Genomic DNA, 23,932 nt, shown 5'->3' on the forward strand with positions numbered 1-23,932 from the left:
ACATGCGGCTCCGCCGCGTGGGCGCGAGCAACCACACACAACCAGCAGCGGGCCGCCGAAAATCAGCAACATCGGCGGCCCGCTGTGTTACACACTCACGCCCATGGACATCACAATCCGCCCCGCGAAACCCACCGACTACGACCCCCTCGGCGACATCACAGCCCAGGCCTACCTCCAGGACGGCCTCCTCGACTTCGGCGAGAACGACGAATACCTCGCCGAACTCAAGGCCGTGGCCAAGCGGGCGTCCGCCGCCGAGGTCCTGGTCGCCACGGAGAACGACACCCTCCTCGGCGGCGTGACCTTCGTACCGTCCGGCGGCCCCATGGCCGACATAGCCGGGCCCGGCGAGGCCGAGATCCGGATGCTCGCCGTCGCCCACACCGCCCGCGGCCGCGGCACCGGCGAGGCCCTCGTCCGCGCCTGCATCGACCGCGCCCGCGCCACGGACGGCTGCGTACGGATCATCCTGTCGAGCCAGCAGAAGATGCACTCCGCCCACCGCATCTACGAACGTCTGGGCTTCACCCGCACCCCGGAGCGCGACTGGAACCCGATCCCGCACCTCGCCGACTTCACTCTCCTCACCTACGAGTTGACGCTCTGACACGGACCGCGACACAACATATGGGGGTGCTACCCCCAGGCGGCACAACATGTATGCTCGTGCTCGCTGTCGCCGCAGGGGAATCCCGGTGCGAATCCGGAACTGTCCCGCAACGGTGTGCGTGTGCCCTCCTGCCCCCAGAGCGGAGCGCACACGTGTCAGTCCGAGGACCTGCCGACAGCGCGCCCGGCCGAGCAGTCCGGGTGCCCTGACGTCCGGGCCTCGTGGAATGGGCCGGTGGACGCGACGCCGCGTGCGCTCGCGTGCTGCCCCCTGCCCTCGGCGAGGCCCCCGTGCCGAGCGAGGGAGAGCCCCACGTGACCATCGCGCCCGCCGATCCGGCTTCAGCGACCACCACCCCTGTGGGAGACGACGGTCCCGGTACCGCACTGCTGCGGACCCTGACCGAGCTGACCGCCGACCTCCCCGACGCCGACCCCGGCCGGGTCGCCGCCGCCGCGTTGCGCGGCCGGTCCGCGCAGGCGGACGAGACGGAGTTGCGGGAGCTGGCCACGGAGGCGGCGGCCGGGCTCATCTCCGAGGACCCCGCCTACTCCCGGCTGGCCGCCCGGCTGCTGACCCTCGGCATCCGCGCCGAGGCCGCCTCCCAGGGCGTCACGTCCTTCACCGAGTCCGTCGCCGTGGGTCACCGCGAGGGTCTCATCGCCGACCGGACCGCGGAGTTCGTACGGCTGCACGGCGTCCGGCTCGACAGCCTCGTCGACACGAACGCCGACGACCGCTTCGGCTACTTCGGCCTGCGCACCCTGCACAGCCGCTACCTGCTGCGGCACCCGATCACCCGCAAGGCTCTCGAGACGCCCCAGCACTTCATGCTCCGCGTCGCCGCCGGCCTCACCGAGGACGACACGGCACGATCCGTCGGCGAGGTCGCCGCGCTCTACCGGCTGATGAGCCGCCTCGACTACCTGCCCTCCTCCCCCACTCTGTTCAACTCCGGTACGCGGCACCCCCAGATGTCGTCCTGCTACCTCCTCGACTCCCCCAAGGACGAGCTGGACTCCCTCTACGACCGCTACCACCAGGTGGCCCGCCTCTCGAAGCACGCCGGCGGCATCGGCATCGCCTACTCCCGCATCCGCTCCCGCGGTTCGCTGATCCGCGGCACCAACGGGCACTCCAACGGCATCGTCCCGTTCCTGAAGACCCTGGACGCCTCGGTCGCCGCCGTGAACCAGGGCGGCCGGCGCAAGGGTGCCGCCGCGGTGTACCTGGAGACCTGGCACTCCGACATCGAGGAGTTCCTGGAGCTGCGCGACAACACCGGCGAGGACGCCCGCCGTACGCACAACCTGAACCTCGCGCACTGGGTGCCGGACGAGTTCATGCGCCGCGTGAACGCCGACGCGCAGTGGTCGCTGTTCTCGCCGTCCGACGTGCCCGAGCTGGTCGACCTGTGGGGCGCGGAGTTCGACGCCGCGTACCGCAGGGCCGAGGCGGAAGGGCTCGCCAGGAAGACGCTCCCGGCCCGCGACCTGTACGGCCGCATGATGCGCACCCTCGCGCAGACCGGCAACGGCTGGATGACCTTCAAGGACGCCGCCAACCGCACCGCCAACCAGACCGCGCAGCCCGGCCATGTCATCCACTCCTCCAACCTCTGCACGGAGATCCTTGAGGTCACCAGCGACGGGGAGACGGCGGTCTGCAACCTGGGATCGGTGAACCTGGGTGCCTTTGTCGACAAGGCGACCCGTGACGTCGACTGGGAGCGGCTGGACGAGACCGTCCGTACCGCCGTCACCTTCCTCGACCGGGTCGTCGACATCAACTACTACCCGACCGAGCAGGCGGGCCGCTCCAACGCGAGGTGGCGCCCGGTGGGCCTCGGCGTGATGGGCCTCCAGGACGTCTTCTTCCAGCTGCGGCTGCCCTTCGACTCGCCGGATGCCAAGGCCCTGTCCACCCGCATCGCCGAGCGCGTCATGCTCGCCGCGTACGAGGCCTCCGCCGACCTCGCCGAGCGCAGCGGTCCGCTGCCGGCCTGGGAGAAGACGCGTACGGCCCAGGGGGTCCTCCACCCCGACCACTACGACGCCGAGTTGACCTGGCCCGAGCGCTGGGCTGCGCTGCGCGAGCGGATCGCGTCGACCGGCCTGCGCAACTCCCTGCTCCTCGCCATCGCGCCGACCGCCACCATCGCGTCCATCGCCGGTGTGTACGAGTGCATCGAGCCGCAGGTCTCGAACCTCTTCAAGCGCGAGACCCTGTCCGGCGAGTTCCTCCAGGTCAACTCCTACCTGGTGCAGGACCTCAAGGCCCTCGGCGTCTGGGACGCCCGCACCCGCGAGGCGCTGCGCGAGGCGGGCGGCTCCGTGCAGGACTTCGCGTGGATCCCGCAGGACGTACGGCGGCTCTACCGCACGGCGTGGGAGATCCCGCAGCGCGGCCTGATCGACATGGCCGCCGCCCGCACTCCGTTCCTGGACCAGTCCCAGTCCGTGAACTTCTTCATCGAGACGCCGACCATCGGCAAGCTCTCCTCGATGTACGCGTACGCCTGGAAGCAGGGCCTGAAGACGACGTACTACCTGCGCTCCCGCCCGGCGACCCGCATCGCCCGCGCGGCCCAGGCACAAGCCACCGTCCCCGAACAGCAGACGACCGACCCCGAGGCCGTCGCCTGCTCCCTTGAGAACCCCGAGTCCTGCGAGGCCTGCCAGTAATGACCAGCATCACCCGAACCACCCAGAACCTGCTCGACCCGGGCTTCGAGCTGACTCTGCGCCCCATGCGCTACCCGGACTTCTACGAGCGCTACCGGGACGCCATCAAGAACACCTGGACCGTGGAGGAGGTCGACCTCCACTCGGACGTCACCGACCTCGCCAAGCTCAGCGCCAACGAGCAGCACCTCATCGGCCGCCTCGTCGCGTTCTTCGCGACGGGCGACTCGATCGTGGCGAACAACCTCGTGCTGACCCTGTACAAGCACATCAACTCCCCCGAGGCGCGCCTGTACCTGTCCCGGCAGCTGTTCGAGGAGGCCGTCCACGTCCAGTTCTATCTGACGCTGCTGGACACCTACCTCCCCGACCCGGAGGAGCGTGCCGCTGCCTTCGGCGCCATCGAGAACATCCCCTCCATCCGAGAGAAGGCGCAGTTCTGCTTCAAGTGGATGGACTCGGTGGAGCAGATCGACCGGCTGGAGACCACGGCCGACCGCCGCCGCTTCCTGCTCAACCTCATCTGCTTCGCCGCGTGCATCGAGGGCCTGTTCTTCTACGGCGCCTTCGCGTACGTCTACTGGTTCCGCAGCCGGGGCCTGCTGCACGGCCTGGCGACGGGCACCAACTGGGTGTTCCGCGACGAGACCATGCACATGTCCTTCGCGTTCGACGTCGTCGACACCGTCCGCAAGGAGGAGCCGGAGCTCTTCGACGACCGGCTCCAGCAGGAGGTCACCGACATGCTGCGGGAGGCCGTCGAGGCAGAGCTGCAGTTCGCGCGCGACCTGTGCGGTGACGGCCTCCCCGGCATGAACACCGAGTCGATGCGGCAGTACCTGGAGTGCGTCGCCGACCAGCGGCTCAGCCGGCTCGGCTGCGCGCCGGTGTACGGCTCGGAGAATCCCTTCTCGTTCATGGAGCTCCAGGGCGTTCAGGAGCTGACGAACTTCTTCGAGCGGCGCCCCTCGGCGTACCAGGTGGCGGTGGAGGGCACCGTCGACCTGAACGAAGACTTCTGAGTCTTCTGGGCCTTCTGGTCCTTCTGGGCCTTCTGGGCCTTCTGGGCCTTCTGGGCCTTCTGGGCCTTCTGGGCCGAGGACGCCTTGCACGATCGAACGTGCGACGGACAGACGAACGGCGCCTGGTCAGGAAGATGTTCCTGACCAGACGCCGTGCGTACGGGAGTGGTGAGGTCTCAGTCGTTCGCGACCACGGGATAGCGGGGCTCGTTCTCGGCCATCTGCCGCAGCGCGTCCTTGCGTTCGCGCTTGGAGAGCCGGTCGATGTAGAGGTAGCCGTACAAGTGGTCCGTCTCGTGCTGCAAACACCGGGCGAAGTAGCCGGTGCCGCGCACCTTGATCGGGTTGCCCCGCTCGTCCTGCCCAGTCACCTCGGCGTAGTCGGGCCGGACGAGCGACGCGTACGCGGTGGGCACCGACAGACAGCCCTCGTTGCTGTCGTCCAGCCGGCGCTTCTCCGCGGGGAGTTCGACGAGCTTGGGGTTGCAGACCACGCCGACGTGCCGCACGCCCTCGTCGTCCGGGCAGTCGTAGACGAACACCTTCAGACCGACCCCGATCTGGTTGGCGGCCAGGCCCACGCCCTCGGCGGTGCGCTGGCTGGCGAACATGTCGTCGACCAGCTTCAGCAGCTCGTCGCCGAACTCGGTGACCTCCTTGCACTCCTTGTGCAGCACCGGGTTCCCGACGACCGTGATGGGCCGCGACGTCCCCCGCTCGCGGTACGCCTTCTCGCGCTCCTCGCAGTCCTCCGTGTCGATGACATACCCCTCGTCGTCAACGGGGAGCACGCCCGCGTGCTGCTGCTCGGTGTCCTGCTGGGCCATGACCGACGTACGCCTTCCTGAACAAAAACGGGGAGTAGGTGCTGATACAGGGTACGGGTGACGCGCCCCCAAAGGGGCGCGGGGAACTGCGCGACCAGCCACAACGAAACCGACGATGGACGACGGCCTCAGCACACCTCTTCCAAATCACGCCAATCCCGAGAATCCGGACTGTCCGCAGCCCACCCGTCCAACAACCCCCGTACCAGCGAAGCCGGCGCGGCAATCCCGCACTCCCGCTCCGGCACCCACAACTGCCCATCGGTCCGATGCCCGAGCGGCCCCGGATGCCCCGGCTCACTGTGATCGTGCGGATCAAGGTGCTCCCCGTCTCCCTCATCCGACGGCATCCGCGATTCGGAACACATCCGGCACAGCAACCGCACCGACGACGACCAGTCCTCCGCGGCAAACCCCGCATCCGCGGCAAGCTGCTCCAGCGCGTCCCGGTCGGCCTCCGTCTCGGCCTCGAGCAGCACCACCCAGGTCGGCACGGGCGACGGCGCCCACAGCTCGATCTCGTCGAAGACGGGGTAGGTGTGCCCGGCCGCGGTGGTCCGCTCGCCGTGCGGCACCCCGTCGTGCAGCACGACCTCGCCCCAGCGCCGCCCGGACGACGGCAGCGGAATGGACAGCACCTCGATGCGGGCGGGGTCGAGCCGCCGCCCCCACACGACCTCGGCCTCCCCCTCCGGGGACAGCCGTACGGCCGCGCTGCCCAGGTCCATGCCGACGGGCGCCCCGGCCCCGGTGCTCGCCCCCGGCACCCGCAGCCCGTAGGCCTGCCACGCCCGCCGGGCCAGCGGCCAGTCCTGCAGGGCGGTCGCGGCGATGCCGACGTTCCACCAGTCGGGCGCCCCGGTGTCCCGGTCGAGCAGCGCCACGGCCCTGAGGCCCGCCGCCCTGGCCTGTTCCCAGTCGTGCCGGAACTTGTGCAGCAGGGCGAGGTTGAACCAGGACTCGGACAGCCAGGGTTCCAGATCGGCGGCCCGCGTCAGCAGCGCGCCCGCGTCGTCGTACCGGCCGTCGCCGATCAGCGTGAACGCACGGTCGGTGGCCTGCCGCCAGGAGGCGGAGGGCCGGTTCCGTCCCTTGCCGAAGATCCTCACGATTCCCGCCTGCCAGTTCCGTGGAGTGGGCTGGCTGTGCCTTTCGCGCCCCCGGACACCCTCTCCTGCGCATCAAACCACGTACGGCCTGAAGGGCGCTCATTACCCATGGGTTACCCAGCCGCGGGCAACGTCAGACGACCTCGGGAGAGCACGCGGGCCAGGGATTCCACGACCTCGGGAGCGTAGTCCCCCGCGGTGGCCAGGCGCAGCTCCTCCAGCGCCGTCAGAGGCCCGCCGGGGCCGCCGTCACGCGCCTTCTCCTCGTAGGCGTTCACGGCCCGCACGATCCGCGCGGCCAGCGGCTGCTCCCGGTAGGGGTCGGCCTGCCGCTCCACGACCGCGGCGACCCGCGGGTCCACCCCGGTCTGCCGTACGACGGCCCCGCCGAGCAGTGCGATCCGCCGCTGTTCCTCCAGCGGGAGCCCGGCGGTGGCCCCGGCCGGCACCGGGTCGACCAGGCTGAGCTGCCCGATGTCGTGCATCAGGGCCGCGTACTCCAGAACGGTCAGCTCGGCCCCGGACAGCCCCAGGTCGCGCCCGACGGCCCGGCTGAGCGCGGCGACCCGGCGGGCGTGCCCGGCCGGGGTGCACCCGGCGACCTCGGTGGCCCGGGCGAGGGAGGCGATGGTCTGCCGGTAGGTGGCGCGGACGGCGGCGTAGCGCCGGTACGACAGCTGGGTGAGCAGCAGGGGCACGGAGAACACGGGCAGCGCCCACAGGCCCACGACGGCGACCGCGAGCGCCATGACCGCGCCGGTCGCGATGACCGCGGACCCGATCCCGGGCAGGGCCCGCAGCTCGTCCCGCAGCACCGGGCCGAACGGCCACCGGGTGCGGGCGTGGGCCAGGGCGGCGGCGAGCACCGCGTCGCACAGCGCGGTCAGGGACAGCAGGGCGAGCAGCAGCAGCGCGTGGCCGGGGCCGCCCCAGTCGTCGAACGTGCCGCGGTTGTACGGGTGCTGGAAGCACAGGGCGACGAACCCGACGGTGAGCACGCGGCGGGCCAGGTGGTCGGCCGTGGGGCCCTGTCCGCGCGCGATGTGCGGCAAGCTGCCGACGAGCGAGGCGGCGAGCACGACGGCGACGACCTGGGCGACACCGTGGTGCGTGGGCCGCCCGGCGTCCGCGCCGAGCAGCGCGTACGACAGCGCCCCGGCGGCGGCGAGCGGCGCGGCCTCCCGGACTCCGGCTCCCGTCCACCGGGTGAGCTCTCCCACGGCGACCAGCACCCCGAAGGCCAGCGCGACAGGCCGCTCTTCGAGGCCGTTGCGAACAATGACAAGAAGACAGCTGCCGGCGACAAGCGCACCGGAGGCATGGATGAGCCAGAGCAGAACCGGCGGCCGCGTTCCAGTCATGGGGCTCCCCGAACGCCGCTTTCGACGGTACCTCCTGGCCAACTGGAAACGGGCGGGGCAGGTGGGTGAGCCCCCTCGTCAGCGGTAACGGACGGCCCCCACCCCCACCGGCCCAGCGCACGCACCAAAGCCCCCACCATCCGCGGATCGAACTGAGACCCCGCGCACCGCTCAAGCTCCGACACGGCAACCGAAACAGGCCGAGCCCGGGAATACGTCCGCGTAGAAGTCATCGCATCGAACGCGTCGGCCACCGCCACCACCCGCGCCGCCTCCGGAATCTGGCTCCCCACCAGCCCGTACGGATACCCGCTCCCGTCCATCCGCTCATGGTGATGCAGCACCGCGGCCCGGGCCTCCCCGAGGAAGGAAATCCCGCGCACCATCTCGTGCCCGTACTCGGGATGCAGCTCGATCACCCGCCGCTCCTCGGGAGTCAGTGGCCCGTCCTTGCGCAGCAACCGCGTCGGCACCCCCAACTTCCCCACGTCGTGCAGGATTCCGGCGAACCGCAGCACCTCGACCCGCCCGTCGTCCATCCCCAGCTCGCGCGCGATCATCATGGACGCCTGCCCGACCCGTTCGCTGTGCCCGCGCGTGTACCCGTCCTTGATGTCGACGGCCTGCACCAACGCCCGGATCGTCGCCTGATGCGCGGCCCGCTCCCGGTGGTACTGCGCGAACGCCCACCAGGACACGCACATCGGCAGCAGCACCAGCAGCGCGGCGACCGGGCCGTACGGGCTGCGCCACAGCACGGCCATCATCAGCCCGGCGAGCCCGTGCACGGCGACGGGCGCCAGTGCCCGCGGGAACAGCCCCCGCCAGGCCCGGCACACCGGCATCCTCCCCCACTGCCTGGAGGGCGTGGGCGGTGCCCCCACGGCGAGCGCCCGGATCCCGCCGTCCAGCAGGGCCAGTACGAGGCAGAACGCCAGCACGGCCGCCCCGGCGGGCACGAGCGCGTACGGGAAGTCGGGCGCCCCGACCGCCTCCCGGCCGCCGAGCGCCCAGTGCACCTGGGCAGCGGCCCAGCAGCCGAGTCCGAGCTGGGCGGCCCGCCAGACACGCCGCAGCGCCGCTGGACGCTGTTCCACGGCGGACAGCAGCGCCCCCGGCAGCGGGACGAGCGCGGCGGCGGGCGGCGGCAGCAGAAAGGCCCCGGCGAGGAGCACGGGGTAGAAGGTGCCGACGAGACGCGACCGGGCGAGGCGCTCGCAGCCGGCGTACAGAACGGCGAGCAAGGCGACCGCCCACCAGGGCGTACGGACCGCCGACAGCGGCAGCAGACAGAGCAGGGCGACTACGGCGACACCGGCGACGTACGCGCGTGCCTGTGCCGGAACCGCTTCCATGAACCCCTCCCCGGCCGTGTCCGTCACGGCTCCCCGGCCATGCCTGTCAGGCACCGGAGCCTAGGGATCTCAGGGGAGTCCGCGGGCAGATAACCCGCGGATTAGCACATTCGAGTGACGCCGGGGTCTCAGGACTCCTGCGGCGCGGTCACATCGGTCTCGGGCACGGCCTGGCCGGAGCGGATCAGGTCGATCCGCCCCATCACCTTGGCGCGCAGGTCGCCCGGCACGTCGTCATGCCCGCAGCACCGCTTGACCAGCTTCTTCACTGCCTGTTCGAGGCCGTACTTCTCCAGGCACGGCGAGCACTCCTCGAAGTGCTGCTCGAATTTGGTGCAGTCGGCATCCGGCATCTCACGGTCGAGGAACTCGTAGAGATGATCGAGGATTTCGCTGCAATCCGTCTCGTGCGGCTCACCGCAGCTCATGACCCCGAGCCTTTCGCTTCGTTCGACTCTCCGGCGCCGGCCGGGACCAGCCCGCGGTCACGGGCGTAGTCCTCCAACATGCCGCGCAGTTGACGGCGTCCCCGGTGCAGCCGGGACATCACCGTACCGATGGGTGTCCCCATGATGTCGGCGATCTCCTTGTAGGCAAAGCCCTCGACATCCGCGAGATACACGGCGATGCGGAACTCCTCGGGGATCGCCTGGAGCGCTTCCTTCACGTCCGAGTCGGGCAGGTGGTCGAGCGCCTGCGACTCCGCGGAGCGCAGACCCGTCGACATGTGCGACTCGGCACGGGCGAGCTGCCAGTCCTCGATCTCCTCGGCCGCGCTGCGCTGGGGTTCGCGCTGCTTCTTGCGGTACGAGTTGATGAAGGTGTTGGTGAGGATCCGGTACAGCCACGCCTTCAGGTTGGTGCCCTCACGGAACTGGTGGAAGGACGCGTACGCCTTGGCATACGTCTCCTGCACCAGGTCCTCGGCGTCGGCCGGGTTGCGTGTCATGCGCAGGGCGGCCGAGTACATCTGGTCGAGAAATTCGAGCGCGTCCCGCTCGAAGCGCGCGCTGCGCTCCGCGGTCGACTCAGCGGTCGTCTCCGCGCCCGTACCGCCCTGGCCCTCGGGCTGCTCCGCCTGGCCGTGTTCGGTCCCTGCGTCGGTACCGGGAACCGGACCCACCTCCTCAAGATTCGTCACGGGACCATAGGGGGTCCCACTCGAATCGGAGGATAGACGACCTGCGGTCGGGGGCGCTTGCCGATCCGCTCCGCCCGCCGCCCGGATAGGAGCGGTCTTGGCCGCGTGCAGCACCGTCCAGTCCAGGTCAGTACGGCTGCTGCGGCTCGGGCAGTAGATCGAACCCATGCGGCGGACTCCCTCTCCTACGACGTCGGTGCTGGTGTTTCAGCGCTTACGTCGGCCACAACAGCGCTCGGCGACTCGTCATTCCCCGGTCTTTACCCGAGTGATCCGGCCCACGCCGCGACCCGGTCGGTGATGACCGTCACGGCCTCGTCCTGGGTCACCGGGGCCCGCTTCGGCACGGCGAAGCCGTGGTCGCCGTACGGCACCTCGACGAGTTCGTAGTCCCCCTCCGGGAACTCCTCCGGCTTCCCGAAGGGGTCGTTGCCGCCCTGGACGACGAGGGTGGGCACGCCCGTGCCGAGCAGCTCGTCGGCGCGGGACTTCTCGGGCTTGCCCGGCGGGTGCAGCGGGAAGCTGAGCGCGAGGACGGCGTGCGCGCCGAGCTCCACGGCCGTACGGCAGGCGACGCGGGCGCCGGCGCTGCGGCCGCCGGAGATCACGGGCAGGCCCGGCTTGGCGAGCACCGGCCACAGTCCGCGCCAGCCGAGGTCGAGGGTCTTCGGCGCCGGTGCCAGTTTCTTGCCGGCCACCCGCCAGGGCTGCTCGACGAGGGCGACGCTCACGCCCTGCGCGGGGAGCCTGGCGGCCAGGCCCCTGAGGTCCCGGGCCTCGATGCCGCCGCCGGCGCCGTGGCTCGCCGCCAGGACCAGCCGCGCCTTCCGCGCCGGGTGCCAGGTGATGCGGGCGGTCCCGGCGTCCGTCACGACGGTCTCGGTCGTCACATCGGTCTTGGGCGTCACATCAGAAAAGTGTGCCCTCTTCCGGGGCTTCCAGCTCCTTCAGCAGCTCCGGGCCGTTGTTGCTGACGTTGCTGACGGCGGTGGACACCGGGTAGGCGCGCATGAGCCCGGCGGGCGGCGGCGCGAGCAGTTCGCGCAGGTCGTCGGCGTCGGTGCGGGCCGGATCGAGCCAGGCGTCCCAGCGGTCCGCAGTGAGCATCAGCGGCATCCGGGGGTGGATGTCCGACAGCGCGTGCGGGCCGTCGGCGGGGGCGACGGCCAGCGGGGTGTTCTCGGCCTCCGTGGTGATCACCGAGCACGTCACCCACCAGGCCTGCGGGTGATCGTCGGGAAGGGTCTTGTCCCGCCAGAACTCGTACAGCCCCGCCATCGCGAACACCGACCCGTCCGCCGGCGTCACGAAGTACGGCTGCTTGCGCGGCCGCTTCTTCTTGCCCTCGACCTCCAGGTCCCGCTCCTGCCGGCCGGTGACCCACTCGTAGTAGCCGTCGGCCGGCAGGATGCAGCGCCGGGCCGCGAACGCGCGGCGGTACGACGGCTTCTCGTGCACCGTCTCCGCACGCGCGTTGATCATCCGGGCGCCGCCCTCGGGGGTCTTGGACCAGGAGGGCACCAGTCCCCACTTCAGCTTCCGCAGCTGCCGGACCGGACGCGGGTCGTCCACGTCCTTGAGAGAGCGGTCCAGGACGGCGTAGACCTCCTTGGTCGGAGCCACGTTGTAGTCGGGCTCCAGGGTCTCCTCCGGCTCCCACTTCTCGACCTCGAAGATTCCAGCGAGATCCTCGGGCCCACGACTCGCCGCATAACGTCCGCACATATGCAACCGCTCCTCCGACGTACGCCGTCCGTCACGAGAGCCTAGAGCCCGTCGTCAGGTTGCGGGCAACGTCCCACCGCGTCGATTCCGAGCAGACTGAGCAAAAGATCGCGAAGGGCGGATCGGCGGCTCCGCGGCCTGGTGGTCGCCGCATGGGTGCTCACCGCGCTCGTCCGGGCGGCTCTCGCCCGCCACCCTGACCGGCTGACGTGCCTCCGCGCGCAGGTCGCCGCGGTACTGCAGCAAGGCTCTCCCCCACGCGGTCCCGACCTCACCCAGTTGTCGGTCCTTCGGCTGTAGGCCGAGACACCCTCGCGGGCGCGCACCACGCGCGATCCCGCTGTCTCGCACGCCCGAAAACAGCCGTACGACCAGACACCCGAGGTGAAAGACGACCATGACTTCCTTCACGCGGGCCTCGCGCCGCAAGTCCGCCCGCCGTATCGCGGCCGTGAGCATCGCCGCGACAGGAGCCCTGCTGCTGGCCGCCTGCGGTGGCGACGGCGACGACATGAGCGGCATGGACCACGGCAGCAGCACCGCCTCTGCGACGGCAACCGCCGAGGCCGGGGCCGGGGACTTCAAAAGGAGTTCGACAAGGCGTTCGCTGAGATGATGACCGAGCACCACAACGGCGCGATCACCATGGCCGAGGACGAGCAGACGAACGGCAGGAACGCCGAAGCCAAGAAGCTGGCCGGCGCCATCGTCTAGGATCAGTCCGCCGAGGTCAAGCAGTTGCAGAGCATCCTCGACCGGCTCTGAGCCAGGCCCCACAGCGGCCGCCCGGGCCCCACGGCGATCGTGCCGTGGGCCCGGGCGGCCGATCCCCGCGCAACGCCCACTCTCGCCCTGACCGTGACCGCCTGCCCCGGGCAGGCCGGCTACGTCCCGTGACGAACCGCCACCGACTGCTAGCCACGGGCACATCGAAGCGTGGCTGAGGACGCTCCTTGCCGACGGTCGGCAACGAAGAGAGGCCGTTCATTGACCGCGTCGGCCGTTGGCCGAGATCACGCGTTAACGGAGAATCAAGGTAGCTGGACCTGCCCGTGTTGTCGTTTCGATGGCGGGAGACGTTCATGCATGCTGCCGATGCCGTCGCGACCGTGCCTGCCGCACGACTGAATGAGGGCACACTGTCCGCCGTGCGGGCGGTGGCCCGGCGCAGCGTGCCCGGCCTCGTCATCGCCTCCGAGGCTGGGGCTGTGTTCCGATGATCAAGAGACCGCACCGTGAGGAGCCGCCGAGGCGAGAGCGCGCCGACGGCCTGTTGGACCGGTGTGCCCGGGACGTTCCTGCTGGACGCGCCGAGTGGTACCGCATCGATTCGGCGGAGGGTGGTTCTCGTACCCGGTGTGCGAGAACTCATATCCGGTGTGCGAGAACGATCCCGGCAATGCGGGGTACGCACGGGCAGGACGGCACGAGACGGGCGGGACTTCCGGCGCAGTCCCCGGGCATCCCGCCGGCGGCACGGGCGTTCACCCCGCAGGCCGCCGTCCCCGGCGCTCGGCCGCTCCGCCGACGCGACCGCGAGGGGGCCGTATGACCCAGCTGGACAGCGAAACTCCCCTGGGCGGGCGTACCAGGCGTCCCCCGGGCAGTGCCGTACGGAGCTTCCTGCGGACGGCGCCGGTTTCCGCCCTGTTCTGGCTGGCTCTCTCCGCGCACTTCGCGCCGCTGCTGCTCACGCTCGGGGTGCTCTCGGTCGCCGTGGTCTGCTGGCTGATCCGGCGGGCCGGTCTCGACCACCACGGTCTGACGCCGGCATTCGTCCTGCGCCTGCCGCGCTACTGCCTGTGGCTGAGCGGACAGGTGTTCCTCACGGCATGCGCGGTGGTACGGCAGGTGTGGTCGCCACGTATGGCCCTGCGTCCCGTGGTGGAGCCGACCCCGGCCGCGGACCTGCCGGAGCGGTCGCAGGTGGTCTACGCGAACTCGATCACTCTGACGCCGGGCACGCTCTCGCTCGACATACGTGACGACAGCATCGAGGTGCACAGCCTGAGAGGGGCCGACATCGACGCGCTCGGCGAGGGAGCCATGCTGAGCCGGGTGCGGCGGACGGAGGCGCGCCGATGATCCTCGCCGTCATGGTGGCGCTGCTGGTCACCATGGTTCTCGCCCTGCTCCGTGCGTTCATGGGTCCCGGTCTGTACAACCGCATCCTCGCCATCAACATGATCGGCACCAAGACCGTGCTGTTCATCGCGGTGGCCGGCTTCCTCTTCGGCCGGCCCGAGTTCCTCGACATCGGAATCCTCTACGCACTGGTCAACTTCGTCGCCACCGTCGCCGTCCTCCGTCTGACGCACTACAGGGAGCTGCTGAGCGGCTCGAAGGGAGGCGAGCGAGAGTGATCGTCGTCGAGGTGCTGAGCGGCGTCCTGCTGGTCGCCGGTGCCCTGTTCATGCTCTCCGGCGCGGTGGGCCTGCTGCGCTTCCCCGACTTCTACACCCGTATCCACGCCGTGGGCGTCACGGACAGCGTCGGCGCCGGTCTGGTCCTGCTCGGCCTGCTGCTGCGCACGACCGCATGGGACACCGGGGTCCGTCTGGTGATCATCCTGCTCTTCATGGCGCTGACCAGCCCGACCGCGACGCACATCCTGGCGCACGCCGCGCGCCGGGACGGTGTGCGCGTATGGCGAGAGGGTGACCCGCGCCGCTGATGACGACCTTCGCACTGATCCACTTCGTACTGCTGTCCATCCTCACCGCGACGGCCGTCGCCATCGCCCGGATGCGCGGGCTCTACGGGGCCACCATGCTGGCGGCCCTGTTCAGCCTGGTCACCGCGTGTCTCTTCGTCCTGCTGGACGCCGTGGACGTGGCGTTCACCGAGGCCGCGGTCGGCGTCGGCATCAGCACGGTGCTGCTCCTCGGCGGGCTCGCGCTGACCCGCTCACGGGAAGCCGTCACCCCACGCCGGCGGCGCCTGCCCGGAGTGGTCGTCGTCCTGCTGACCGGCGGCGTGCTCGCCTACGCCACCCTGGACCTGCCCGAGTTCGGCTCCACCGACAGCCCCGTGCACCGGCACCCCGTCACCGACACCTACCTGCGCCAGTCCCAGGAGGACATCGGCATCCCCAACACCGTCACTTCCGTGCTGGCGAGCTACCGCGGACTCGACACCCTGGGAGAGCTGGTCGTCGTCTTCACCGCGGGCCTCGCCGTGCTGTCGCTGCTCGGTCCGCTCGCGCGGCCGGAACAGGTGAGGCCCCCCTCCGACTTCCACCTCGCCGACTACCGCGTCATCCGCGTCGTCACCGGCACGCTGATGCCGTTCATCCTGCTGTTCGCGCTGTACGTGCTCTTCCACGGCGACTACGGCCCCGGAGGCGGCTTCCAGGCCGGTGTGATCTTCGCGAGCGGTTTCGTCCTCTACGGCCTGGTGTTCGGGCTGGACAAGGCCCAGCAGGTGGTGCCCCGTGCCGCGCTGTGGCTGCTGATCTCGCTCGGCCTGCTCGTCTACGTCGGTCTCGGCCTGACCACGATGCTGCTCGGCGGCGCGTTCCTGGACTACGACGTCCTTGACCCGGGCCACCCCGAGAGCGGACAGCACCTCGGGATCCTGGTGGTCGAGACGGCCATCGGCATCACCGTCGCGGCGGTCATGACGACGATCTTCTTCAGCTTCGCGGCCCGAGGAGTCTCCCAGTGATCGCGAGCCACTACGTCTACTGGACGTTCTTCGCCCTGATGCTGATCGGGCTCTATGTCGTCATCAGCCACGGCAACCTGCTGAAGAAGCTGATCGGTCTGACCCTGTTCCAGGTCGGGGTCTTCTTGTTCTACATCGGTCTCGGCAAACAGGACGGCGGCAGTGCGCCGGTCATCGCGGACGACATCGACACCTACTCGCACCCGCTGCCGCAGGTGCTGATCCTCACCGCCATCGTGGTCGGCGTCGCCACCCTCGCCGTGGGGCTGGCCCTGGCCGTACGCATCTTCGAGGCCTACGGCACCGTCGAGGAGGACGAGATCACGGACGACGACAGCGCGGGTTACGACGCGGACCGTGCCGCCGGTCCCGAACCCGCCGACCGTGTCCCGGAGCACGACAACAACCATCCCCACCGCCACGACACCGACCGCCCCCACGGCCACGACGGCAGCGGCTCATGACTCAGCTGCCGGTGCTGCAAGTGGCGATCCCGCTGGCCTGCGCGCCGCTGTGCGTGCTGCTGCGCTCCCGGACGGCGGCCTGGCTGCTCTTCCTCGCCGCCGCGCTGTCCTCGCTGACCTGCGCCGCCCTGCTCGCCGAGCAGGTCGCGGACGACGGCCCGGTGCGGTATCGGATGGGCGGCTGGCCGGCGCCGGCCGGCATCGAGTTCGTGGTGGGCGACTTCAGTACGCCGATCCTGCTGCTGGTGTCGCTGAGCGCCACGGTCGCCGCGGTCTACGGCCACCGCAGCGTGCCGGCCGAGATGGACGCCCGGCGCGGCACACTGCTCTACGCGTGCCTGTGCCTCACCCTGGCGGGGCTGCTGGGCCTGACGATCACCGGGGACGTGTTCAACGCGTTCGTGTTCCTGGAGATCAGCTCGCTGGCGACGTACACGGTGATCGCCATGGGCCGGCGCAGGCGCGCGCTGCTGGCCGCCTTCCGCTACCTGGTGATCGGCAGTGTCGGGGCGGTGTTCGTGCTGATCGGCATCGGCCTGGCCTACGCGGTCACCGGCACGCTGAACATGGCCGACCTGGCGCAGCGGCTGACCGGCACCGGCAGCAACCGCGCGGTGCAGGCCGCGGCGGTGTTCGTGTTCGTCGGCCTCGCGGTCAAGATGGCCCTGTTCCCGCTGCACGGCTGGCTGCCGGCGGCCTACGCGGAAGCGCCGTCCGCCGTCAGCACGTTCATCGCCGCCACCAGTACCAAGGTCGCGATCTACGTGCTGTGCCGGTTCGCCTTCACCGTCTTCGGCACGTCGCTGGTGTTCCACGCGATGCCCGTCGACCGGATCGGCCTGCTGCTGGCCGGTGTGGCGATGCTGGTGGGGTCCGCCGCCGCGTGCCTGCAGAACGATCTGCGGTACGTACTCGCCTGGTCCAGCGTCGCGCAGATCGGCTACATCGTGGCCGGGGTCGCCCTGGCCACCGCGGCCGGGCTGTCGGCGGCGTATCTGCACATCATGGCGCACGCGGTGACCAAGGCGGCGCTCTTCGCGACGGCCGGGCTGCTGCTGATGCGGCTCGGCTCGGTGCAGCTCTCCGCGCTGGCCGGGATCGGCCGCCGGATGCCGTGGACCTTCGCCGCGTTCGTGGTGGCCGGCCTCGGCCTGATCGGGGTGCCGCCGACCGCCGGATTCGTCAGCAAGTGGGCGCTGGTGACGGCGCTGGTCGAGCGGGATCAGTGGCTCGTGCTCGGCGCGCTGCTGGTCAGTTCCCTGCTCGCGGTGTTCTATGTCGGGCGGGTCGTCGAGGTCGCCTGGTTCCGTGAGCCGCCCGAGGGCACCGCGCCCGCGCGTCCGCCGGCGTCGATGGTCGCGGCGATGTGGTTCCTCGCCCTGCTGTCGCTGTGCTTCGGCATCGACCCGTCGCTGCCGGACCGGCTCGCCGACGCCGCGGCCTCGGCGCTGCTCGGATCGGGAGGTGGGTGAGCGTGTTCACCGGCTGGACCTCCCCCGACCAGGCCACCGCGCTGCCGGTCGCGGTGGCGCTTCCCCTGCTGGCCTGCGGCGCCGTACTGCTGCTGCGGGACCGGCCGATCGCCCGTGATGTGGCCTCGGTGGTCTGCGGGCTCGCGCTGGCCGGCACGGTGTTCTCGCTGTGGCCGGCGGCGGAGCGCGGGCCGCGCTTCGAGCTGTGGACGTGGCTGCCCGGTCTGTCCCTGGAGTTCGCGCTCGAACCGCTCGGGCTGCTGTTCGCCTCGGTCGCCGCCGTGCTCTGGCCGGTGACCACCGTGTACGCGGCCGGCTATCTGCGCGCCGCGCGAGAGCCCGCCCACGCCCGGTTCTTCGCCTACTTCGCGCTGACCATCGCGTCCGCGATGTGGATCGCGCTGTCGGGCAACCTGGTCACCCTGCTCATCGGCTACGAGGTCATGACCCTGGCGACCTGGCCCCTGGTCGCCCATCACGGCGACGCCGAGGCGCGGCGCGGGGCGCGCACCTACGCGCTGGTGCTGCTGGCCACCTCCATCGGGCTGCTGCTGCCCGCGATCGTGTGGACCTGGGTGCTGGCCGGCACCACCGACTTCCGGCCCGGCGGTCTGCTGGGCGGCGAGGCCGGGCCCGGGGTGCTCACCCTGCTCTTCGCCCTCTACGTGTTCGGCATCGGCAAGGCTGCGCTGATGCCGGTGCACCGCTGGCTGCCCGCGGCCATGGTGGCGCCCGCCCCGGTGTCGGCGCTGCTGCACGCGGTGGCCGTGGTCAAGGCCGGTGTCTTCGCGGTCCTCAAGGTCGCCGTGTACGTGTTCGGCCTGGACACCCTGCACGAGAGCGGCGCCGCGGAGCCGATGAAGTGGGTGGCCTCGTTCACGCTGATCGCCGCCGCGGTCGTGGCGATACGGTCGGACGACCTCAAGCGCCGGCTGGCCTACTCGACGGTCAGCCAGCTCGCCTACATCGTGCTGGCCGCGACGCTGGCCCACGAGGTCGCCGCCGCGGGCGGCGCCCTGCACATGGTCACCCACGCGGTCGGCAAGATCACCCTGTTCCTGTGCGCGGGCGCCATCGCCGTCACGGCCGGGAGGAGCCGCGTCAGCGAGCTCGACGGGCTCGGCCGCACCATGCCGTGGACGTTCGCGGCGTTCCTGACGGCCACGGTCTCGATCATCGGCCTGCCTCCGACGGGCGGCACCTGGAGCAAGTGGCTGATGCTCCTCGGCGCGGCCGAGGGGGACCAGGTCGTGCCGCTCGTGGTGCTGCTCGTCGGCTCGCTGCTCGCCGTGGCCTATCTGATGCCGATCGCGGTGCGCGCGTTCCTGCGGCCGCCGGCCGCCCTGCCGGCGCATGGTGAGGCCCCGCTCGTGATGACCGGGCCGCTGACTCTGACCGCGCTCGGCTGCGTCGCGCTGTTCTTCGGCGCGGACGCCGTGCTCGACCCCCTGGCCGGGACCCTGGAGCTGCCGTGAGCGACGACCACCGCCCAGTCGATGACGACCGCGAGCTCGACGACCGCCGCTGGCTGGACGAGCCGCGCAACGTGACCCGCATCGTGTACGGCCTGGCCGTGCTGTGCGCGCTGGCCCTGCTGGCCGACTTCCTCTACACCAAGCACCCCTACTTCTCCGTCGAACGCTGGCCCGCGTTCTACGCCGTCTACGGCTTCGTGGCCAGCGTGACCCTGGTCCTCACGGCCAAGGGGCTGCGGCGGGTGCTGCGGCGCGACGAGGACTACTACGAGCCGCCGGAACAAGACCGGTACCAGTCGGCCGAACGGGACCGCGACGATGACTAGCCCCGCTCTGCTGCTGATGCTCGGCGCGGCCGGAGTGCCGTTGCTGCGTGGCCTGCCGCGCCGCGTCCTGATGCTGCTGCTCCCGGTGGCGGGCCTTGTCATGCTGTGGCTGCTGCCCGAGGGCCCCGGCGCCACCCTCGCCCTCTTCGGCCTGGAACTGACCCCCGTACGGATCGACGCCCTGTCCCGCCTGTTCGCCACCGGCTTCCTGGTCGCCGCGCTACTGACCACGATCTACGCCCTGCACCTGAAAGACCCCCTGCAACAGACGGTGATCCTCGTCTACGCCGGCACCGCGGTCGGCGGCACCCTGGCAGGCGACCTGGTGACCCTGTTCGTGTTCTGGGAGCTCGCCGGCCTGTCGTCGGCCTTCCTGATCTGGGCGGGCCGCACCGAACGCAGCTACCGCGCGGGAATGCGCTACCTGGTCGCACAACTGATCTCCGGGCTGCTGATGCTGGCCGGAATCGCCCTGCGGGTCCAGGCCGGCGAGGGCATCGAGTTCGGCCACCTCGGGCTGAACGGCCCTTCAGACGCCCTGATCCTGCTCGCGGTGGGCATCAAGTGCGCCTTCCCTGTCCTGCACGCCTGGCTGACCGACACCTACCCCGAGGCGACGGTCGTCGGCGCGGTCGCGCTGTCGGTGTTCACCACCAAGTTGGCGATCTACACGCTGGCGCGCGGCTTCCCGGGCACCGAACTGCTGGTGTGGGTGGGCGCGGCGATGACGGTGTTCCCGATCTTCTACGCCGTGATCGAGAACGATCTGCGCCGGGTGCTGGCCTACAGCCTGATCAACCAGCTCGGGTTCATGGTGACGGGCATCGGCATCGGCGGCTCGCTCGGGATCAACGGAGCCAGCGCACACGCCTTCGCGCACATCGTCTACAAGGCACTGCTGTTCATGAGCATGGGTGCGGTGCTGCACCGAACCGGAACCGTCAAGGGTTCCGAACTCGGCGGTCTGTACAAGTCGATGCCGCAGACCGCAGCGTTGTGCATCGTCGGCGCCGCGTCCATCTCCGCCTTCCCGCTGTTCTCCGGGTTCCCGGTGAAGGCGCTGACCATGGAGGCGGTCTCACAGGAGCACCGGACGGTGATCTGGCTGATGCTGCTGTTCGCCACCGCCGGCGTGTTCCACCACGCCGGCATCAAGATCCCGTACTTCGCTTTCTTCGCCCACGACCGGGGCCACCGAGTGGCCGAGGCCCCGCTCAACATGCGCGCGGCCATGGTGCTGGCCGCGCTGATCTGCGTAGGCATCGGGGTGGCACCGAACCTCCTGTACGAGCTTCTCCCACACCCAGTGGACTACGTGCCCTACACCACCCCACACGTGATCAACCAGCTGCAACTGCTCCTGCTCGCCTCGATGGCCTTCACGCTGCTGGTCCGCACCGGGCTCTACCCCCCGGAGGTCCGCTCGGTGAACCTCGACGCCGACGCGCTCTACCGCCGCGCCCTTCCCTCCGCCTGGCACGCCCTGTCCCGAGCCGTGCTCCGGCTGACCCGGACCGTGGGTAGGCCCCTGCGCCACCGCGCCACGGGCCTGTGGGACACGGCCGTCCGATCGTCGGCGAACGGGAGGATCATGGCACCGTGGTCGACCCACTCGATGGTCTGGTGGGCCGTCCTGCTGATCGGAGGCGTGCTCCTGCTGGCCTTGCTGTAGAGCCCGACGGGTCTCGCGCGCGAGCAGCATCGAGCCGATCGGACGTGGTTGGCATGTCAGGGCCGCGAGGGCGCGGAGCGGCAGGTGGTGACCGACGGCGCCGGGGGTGTGCGGACACGGCCGGAGCCAGTCCGCGGGTGGGAGCCGGGTCGGTGTCGGTCGAGCGCGGGGTGGTGTTGAGCACTGCCGTGAGGAACAGGCCCACGACGGCGATGATCGCGAACACCGTCGCAGCGATCAGCCACCGACGGCGTCGGGCCCCGTTGTCAGGGCCGTTGACGCCGTTGCCAGGGCCGTTGCCAGGGCCGTTGGACGACTCTGTGCCGGCTTCGTCGGGGAACTGCTGGTTGAGGACCGCCATGGTCGCGGCCAGGGCAGGATCGTCTGCCCCGAGCCGTTGTTCAAGGAGGGCGAGGATACGGTCCTCATTCATCCCGGAGTCCATGCCAACCACCTCAAGCCGGAGAACTCGCTCACTTCTCAGGCGTGCGTGCCCTGCCGAAGCCGCTCCAGCAGCCGGGTGGCGGTGACCGCCCCGACCAGCCGGGCCGTACCGTCGGGATTCCGGTCCATCACGGCCACCACCGGGGAGCCGATACGAACCATCAGCTCGGCGATCTCCACGATGGTGCAGTCCGGGGGGACGGAGAACGGCTGGGGACGGCCCGGCGGTAGGCAGTCGGACACGAGCCGCTCGGGCGCCACGCGCAGCCGGTCCGCATACGGCTCGTCGATGATCCGGGCGAGCAGCGGGTCCTGTGTGAAATAGCGGGGCAGGCAGGCATCGATGAGTTGCTCCGCCCGCAGCACGGCGACCGGATGCCCGTAGGTGTCGAGAACCAGGAGGGCCGGCAGCCGCTGTCCCACCAGCAGATCGGCGGCGGCGGTGAGGTGATCCCCCATCCCGATCGTGGGATAGGGCTCGGCAAGGTCACGCGCGCGCATGGAGACTCCCGGTCGCTCGTCGGGCTCGTGGCCGGCGGGCTCGTCCTCGGCCTCTGCCCAGGCACGGGGTGGCGCACCTCGACCGCCTGAGCCGACTGCCTCGGAAGATCTGCCGGAAGAGGTCATACCCGGCTGATCCGAGGGAATCCGGAGCGTGGGCAGCCATCGGCGGACAACTGACGCTGCCGCTCCTTGCCGACCCATGGCAAAGTAAATGTAAATGCGCAGCCTGCTGGAGGTAAAAGGGGTGGTTCGCGATGACCGGACGCGGCGAGCTCCCCGCGGGAAGGACGACGGGCGGCCTGCCGCATGAACAGGTACTGGCTCGGGCCCACGCACGAGGACACGAGTTCGACGACGACGACCGCGCCCGCCTGCGCGCGATCGCCTCACGCGCGGCCGATGACGGCATCCCGCTGCGCGAACTGATCGAGACCCACCTGCACGTCCACTGCCACGCCTGCCCCCCGCCGACAGCACAGGAGACGGACCCGACCGCTACTGCTGCGACCTCCGCCGAGGTGCTGCGCCTGATGCGGGATGTGGCGCTCACCCTCACCGAGGGCTACGAAGCTGCGCACCGCGCAGCGATCCGCCGCGAGGAAGAGATACGTCGCGTCTTCATCGACGGACTGCTGTGCGGTCCGGGCGACCTCGGCCGCATGGCGGAGCAGGCCCACCGCGTCGGCTTCCAGCTCACCGGGCCGCACCGGGTCGCCGTGGCCCGGGCCAGGACGCCCTATACCGCCGCGGCGTCGGCCACCCGCTACGTGGAGGAGGCCATGGCGGCATACCGGGACGGACCCGGTTGCCTGGTCACGGCGAAGGACGCACTGCTGATCTGTGTGACTGCCGGAAACGACGGGGCCGTCTGCGAGCACTTCGCCAAACAGGTTCACCGCTCGGCGGCGCGGCACCCCAGGATCGTCATCAGCCGCCCCCGGCCCGGGGCGAACGGCGTCGTCCACTCCTACCACGAGGCCCGCGAGACCCTGGACCTCGCCGACCGGCTCGGCGTGACAGACCCCGTGATCCACGCGTCCGACCTGCTGGTGTTCCAGGTCCTTGGCCGGGACCGGGCAGCCATCACCGACCTCGTGGCCACCGTCCTCGGCGGTCTGGAACAGGCTCGCGGAGGGCCCGCACCCCTCCTGAACACGCTCATCGCGTACTTCGACAGCGGCTGTGCCCACACCGTCACCGCACGGCGCCTCGGGCTCAGCGTACGAGCCGTGTCCTACCGCATCGCCCGGATCCGCACGCTGACCGGCTACGACCCCGCGCTCCCCGACCAGCGCTACGCACTCCAGACCGCCAGCCTGGGCGCACGCCTGCTCAACTGGCCCACGCAGCCCCTGGAGCCCTTCGACTGATAAAGGCACTGGGCGGTGGCCACTGACGACGGAGCAACAGCAGGCATGGCGCGGGCTGATCAACCTGACGGCGCAGCTCCAGTCCGTACTGCGCCCCCGACCACCGGATGCCTTGACCGGCGTGACGCCACGTTCCGGCTCACCCCCGCCGGCCGAGCCGCCATCCTCCAGGCCGCTCCCAGCCACGTCGAAGCAGTACGCAGACTCGGGTTTCTGGACGGGAGGGCGAACCCGGATCACCCCCAGGCGTAGGGCTCGCAGGGGTGGGCCGGCTCAACGGCTGCTCGCGGTGGCGGCGATGGCGGGCAGGACGGCCAGGGCGAGGATGCCGCCGGTGAGGGCGAGGACGGGGTAGCCGGCGGCGGAGACGACGAGGCCGGAGGCGAGACCGCCGGTGGCGCCGGCGACGGCGATGGAGACATCGACCATGCCCTGGGTCTTGGCGCGGGTGGCCAGCGGCACGGCGTCGGTGATCATCGCGGTGCCGGAGACGAGGCCGAGGTTCCAGCCCAGCCCCAGCAGGGCGAGCGCCAGCGAGAGAAGGGCGACGGAGTCCGCGGGCGCCGCGGCGGCGGTGATGCCGGCGGCCAGGAGGGTGAGGCCGGAGCCGACGGCGATGACAGTCAGCACGGGTAGAGCAAGAGCTCCGGATCACTCCGCGGCTCTAACACTGTGACCTGCATGTTCGCCGGCAGGAACGAT

General features: G+C 70.6%; 24 protein-coding genes, 1 pseudogene and 1 riboswitch. Of the genes and pseudogenes, 15 read left to right on the top strand and 10 right to left on the bottom strand.

What is annotated here, in order from left to right; genetic code table 11:
* The first annotated feature begins 103 nt into the window (after positions 1 to 103).
* The 3 genes from H8R17_RS15865 (at position 104) to H8R17_RS15875 (ending at position 4,319) form a co-directional block, all read left to right on the top strand.
* A complete protein-coding gene (locus H8R17_RS15865) occupies positions 104 to 610 on the top strand; it encodes a GNAT family N-acetyltransferase (protein WP_187823835.1) in 507 nt (168 codons plus the stop codon).
* 78 nt (positions 611 to 688) lie between these two features.
* A riboswitch (cobalamin riboswitch) is annotated at positions 689 to 782 on the top strand.
* A 145-nt stretch (positions 783 to 927) separates the two neighbouring features.
* Positions 928 to 3,297, top strand: coding sequence for a ribonucleoside-diphosphate reductase subunit alpha (locus tag H8R17_RS15870; protein WP_187823836.1), 2,370 nt, complete (start codon positions 928 to 930; stop codon positions 3,295 to 3,297).
* Positions 3,297 to 4,319, top strand: coding sequence for a ribonucleotide-diphosphate reductase subunit beta (locus H8R17_RS15875; RefSeq protein WP_187823837.1), 1,023 nt, complete (start codon positions 3,297 to 3,299; stop codon positions 4,317 to 4,319). Before H8R17_RS15870 ends, H8R17_RS15875 begins: the two co-directional genes overlap by 1 nt.
* Positions 4,320 to 4,495: 176 nt before the next feature.
* Here the strand turns inward: H8R17_RS15875 and def are convergent, their stop codons facing one another.
* From def to H8R17_RS15915, 8 genes are all read right to left on the bottom strand, one after another.
* The gene (def, locus tag H8R17_RS15880) at positions 4,496 to 5,146 is read right to left on the bottom strand and encodes a peptide deformylase (protein ID WP_187823838.1); all 651 of its coding nucleotides are present in this window, start codon (positions 5,144 to 5,146) and stop codon (positions 4,496 to 4,498) included.
* 128 nt (positions 5,147 to 5,274) lie between these two features.
* A complete protein-coding gene (locus H8R17_RS15885; RefSeq protein ID WP_187823839.1) occupies positions 5,275 to 6,255 on the bottom strand; it encodes a c-type cytochrome biogenesis protein in 981 nt (326 codons plus the stop codon).
* Positions 6,256 to 6,368: 113 nt separating this feature from the next.
* Positions 6,369 to 7,616 carry an HD-GYP domain-containing protein gene (locus H8R17_RS15890; RefSeq protein WP_187823840.1) on the bottom strand — a complete coding sequence of 416 codons (1,248 nt, stop codon included), beginning with the start codon at positions 7,614 to 7,616 and terminating at the stop codon, positions 6,369 to 6,371.
* Positions 7,613 to 8,971 (bottom strand): HD-GYP domain-containing protein, encoded by a 1,359-nt coding sequence (locus H8R17_RS15895; protein ID WP_187823841.1) that lies wholly within the window; start codon positions 8,969 to 8,971, stop codon positions 7,613 to 7,615. Before H8R17_RS15895 ends, H8R17_RS15890 begins: the two co-directional genes overlap by 4 nt.
* Positions 8,972 to 9,099: 128 nt before the next feature.
* Entirely contained in the window at positions 9,100 to 9,399 is a 300-nt protein-coding gene (gene rsrA / locus H8R17_RS15900) for a mycothiol system anti-sigma-R factor (protein ID WP_187823842.1), read from the bottom strand.
* A complete protein-coding gene (gene sigR, locus H8R17_RS15905) occupies positions 9,396 to 10,094 on the bottom strand; it encodes an RNA polymerase sigma factor SigR (protein WP_187823903.1) in 699 nt (232 codons plus the stop codon). Before sigR ends, rsrA begins: the two co-directional genes overlap by 4 nt.
* Positions 10,095 to 10,372: 278 nt before the next feature.
* Complete coding sequence (locus tag H8R17_RS15910) at positions 10,373 to 11,020, bottom strand: alpha/beta family hydrolase (RefSeq protein ID WP_399476781.1); 648 nt, start codon at positions 11,018 to 11,020, stop codon at positions 10,373 to 10,375.
* 1 nt (position 11,021) lies between these two features.
* Positions 11,022 to 11,837, bottom strand: a complete 816-nt coding sequence (locus H8R17_RS15915) for an SOS response-associated peptidase (RefSeq protein ID WP_187823843.1) — start codon at positions 11,835 to 11,837, stop codon at positions 11,022 to 11,024.
* Between the two features lie 397 nt (positions 11,838 to 12,234).
* On the opposite strand from H8R17_RS15915, the gene H8R17_RS15920 reads away from it, so the two are divergent.
* From H8R17_RS15920 to H8R17_RS15965, 11 genes are all read left to right on the top strand, one after another.
* Positions 12,235 to 12,453 carry a hypothetical protein gene (locus H8R17_RS15920; protein WP_262505276.1) on the top strand — a complete coding sequence of 73 codons (219 nt, stop codon included), beginning with the start codon at positions 12,235 to 12,237 and terminating at the stop codon, positions 12,451 to 12,453.
* Positions 12,453 to 12,551 carry a DUF305 domain-containing protein gene (locus tag H8R17_RS46745; protein ID WP_262505277.1) on the top strand — a complete coding sequence of 33 codons (99 nt, stop codon included), beginning with the start codon at positions 12,453 to 12,455 and terminating at the stop codon, positions 12,549 to 12,551. Before H8R17_RS15920 ends, H8R17_RS46745 begins: the two co-directional genes overlap by 1 nt.
* 834 nt (positions 12,552 to 13,385) lie before the next feature.
* Positions 13,386 to 13,922, top strand: coding sequence for a Na+/H+ antiporter subunit E (locus H8R17_RS15925; protein ID WP_187823844.1), 537 nt, complete (start codon positions 13,386 to 13,388; stop codon positions 13,920 to 13,922).
* Complete coding sequence (locus H8R17_RS15930) at positions 13,919 to 14,200, top strand: monovalent cation/H+ antiporter complex subunit F (RefSeq protein WP_187823845.1); 282 nt, start codon at positions 13,919 to 13,921, stop codon at positions 14,198 to 14,200. Before H8R17_RS15925 ends, H8R17_RS15930 begins: the two co-directional genes overlap by 4 nt.
* Positions 14,197 to 14,511 (top strand): monovalent cation/H(+) antiporter subunit G, encoded by a 315-nt coding sequence (gene mnhG / locus H8R17_RS15935; RefSeq protein ID WP_187823846.1) that lies wholly within the window; start codon positions 14,197 to 14,199, stop codon positions 14,509 to 14,511. The genes H8R17_RS15930 and mnhG overlap by 4 nt, the downstream gene beginning before the upstream one ends.
* Complete coding sequence (locus H8R17_RS15940) at positions 14,511 to 15,503, top strand: DUF4040 domain-containing protein (protein WP_187823847.1); 993 nt, start codon at positions 14,511 to 14,513, stop codon at positions 15,501 to 15,503. Before mnhG ends, H8R17_RS15940 begins: the two co-directional genes overlap by 1 nt.
* Positions 15,500 to 15,967, top strand: coding sequence for a cation:proton antiporter subunit C (locus H8R17_RS15945; protein WP_223125093.1), 468 nt, complete (start codon positions 15,500 to 15,502; stop codon positions 15,965 to 15,967). The genes H8R17_RS15940 and H8R17_RS15945 overlap by 4 nt, the downstream gene beginning before the upstream one ends.
* Positions 15,964 to 17,439, top strand: a complete 1,476-nt coding sequence (locus H8R17_RS15950) for a monovalent cation/H+ antiporter subunit D family protein (RefSeq protein ID WP_187823848.1) — start codon at positions 15,964 to 15,966, stop codon at positions 17,437 to 17,439. Before H8R17_RS15945 ends, H8R17_RS15950 begins: the two co-directional genes overlap by 4 nt.
* Positions 17,436 to 18,914 carry a proton-conducting transporter membrane subunit gene (locus tag H8R17_RS15955; protein WP_223125094.1) on the top strand — a complete coding sequence of 493 codons (1,479 nt, stop codon included), beginning with the start codon at positions 17,436 to 17,438 and terminating at the stop codon, positions 18,912 to 18,914. Before H8R17_RS15950 ends, H8R17_RS15955 begins: the two co-directional genes overlap by 4 nt.
* A complete protein-coding gene (locus H8R17_RS15960) occupies positions 18,911 to 19,240 on the top strand; it encodes a hypothetical protein (protein WP_187823849.1) in 330 nt (109 codons plus the stop codon). The genes H8R17_RS15955 and H8R17_RS15960 overlap by 4 nt, the downstream gene beginning before the upstream one ends.
* A complete protein-coding gene (locus H8R17_RS15965) occupies positions 19,233 to 20,912 on the top strand; it encodes a Na(+)/H(+) antiporter subunit D (protein WP_187823850.1) in 1,680 nt (559 codons plus the stop codon). The genes H8R17_RS15960 and H8R17_RS15965 overlap by 8 nt, the downstream gene beginning before the upstream one ends.
* A 480-nt stretch (positions 20,913 to 21,392) precedes the next feature.
* Here the strand turns inward: H8R17_RS15965 and H8R17_RS15975 are convergent, their stop codons facing one another.
* The gene (locus H8R17_RS15975) at positions 21,393 to 21,857 is read right to left on the bottom strand and encodes a CBS domain-containing protein (protein WP_187823852.1); all 465 of its coding nucleotides are present in this window, start codon (positions 21,855 to 21,857) and stop codon (positions 21,393 to 21,395) included.
* 257 nt (positions 21,858 to 22,114) lie between these two features.
* Here H8R17_RS15975 and H8R17_RS15980 point away from each other — a divergent pair, with 257 nt between their 5' ends.
* Positions 22,115 to 23,230 (top strand): CdaR family transcriptional regulator, encoded by a 1,116-nt coding sequence (locus H8R17_RS15980; RefSeq protein ID WP_187823853.1) that lies wholly within the window; start codon positions 22,115 to 22,117, stop codon positions 23,228 to 23,230.
* Positions 23,231 to 23,503: 273 nt separating this feature from the next.
* Here H8R17_RS15980 and H8R17_RS15985 read toward each other — a convergent pair.
* Positions 23,504 to 23,848: pseudogene (locus H8R17_RS15985) on the bottom strand (MFS transporter); the annotation flags it as partial.
* Positions 23,849 to 23,932 lie beyond the last annotated feature (84 nt).

The organism is Streptomyces sp. TRM68367 (assembly GCF_014495685.1).
Lineage (GTDB): Bacteria > Actinomycetota > Actinomycetes > Streptomycetales > Streptomycetaceae > Streptomyces.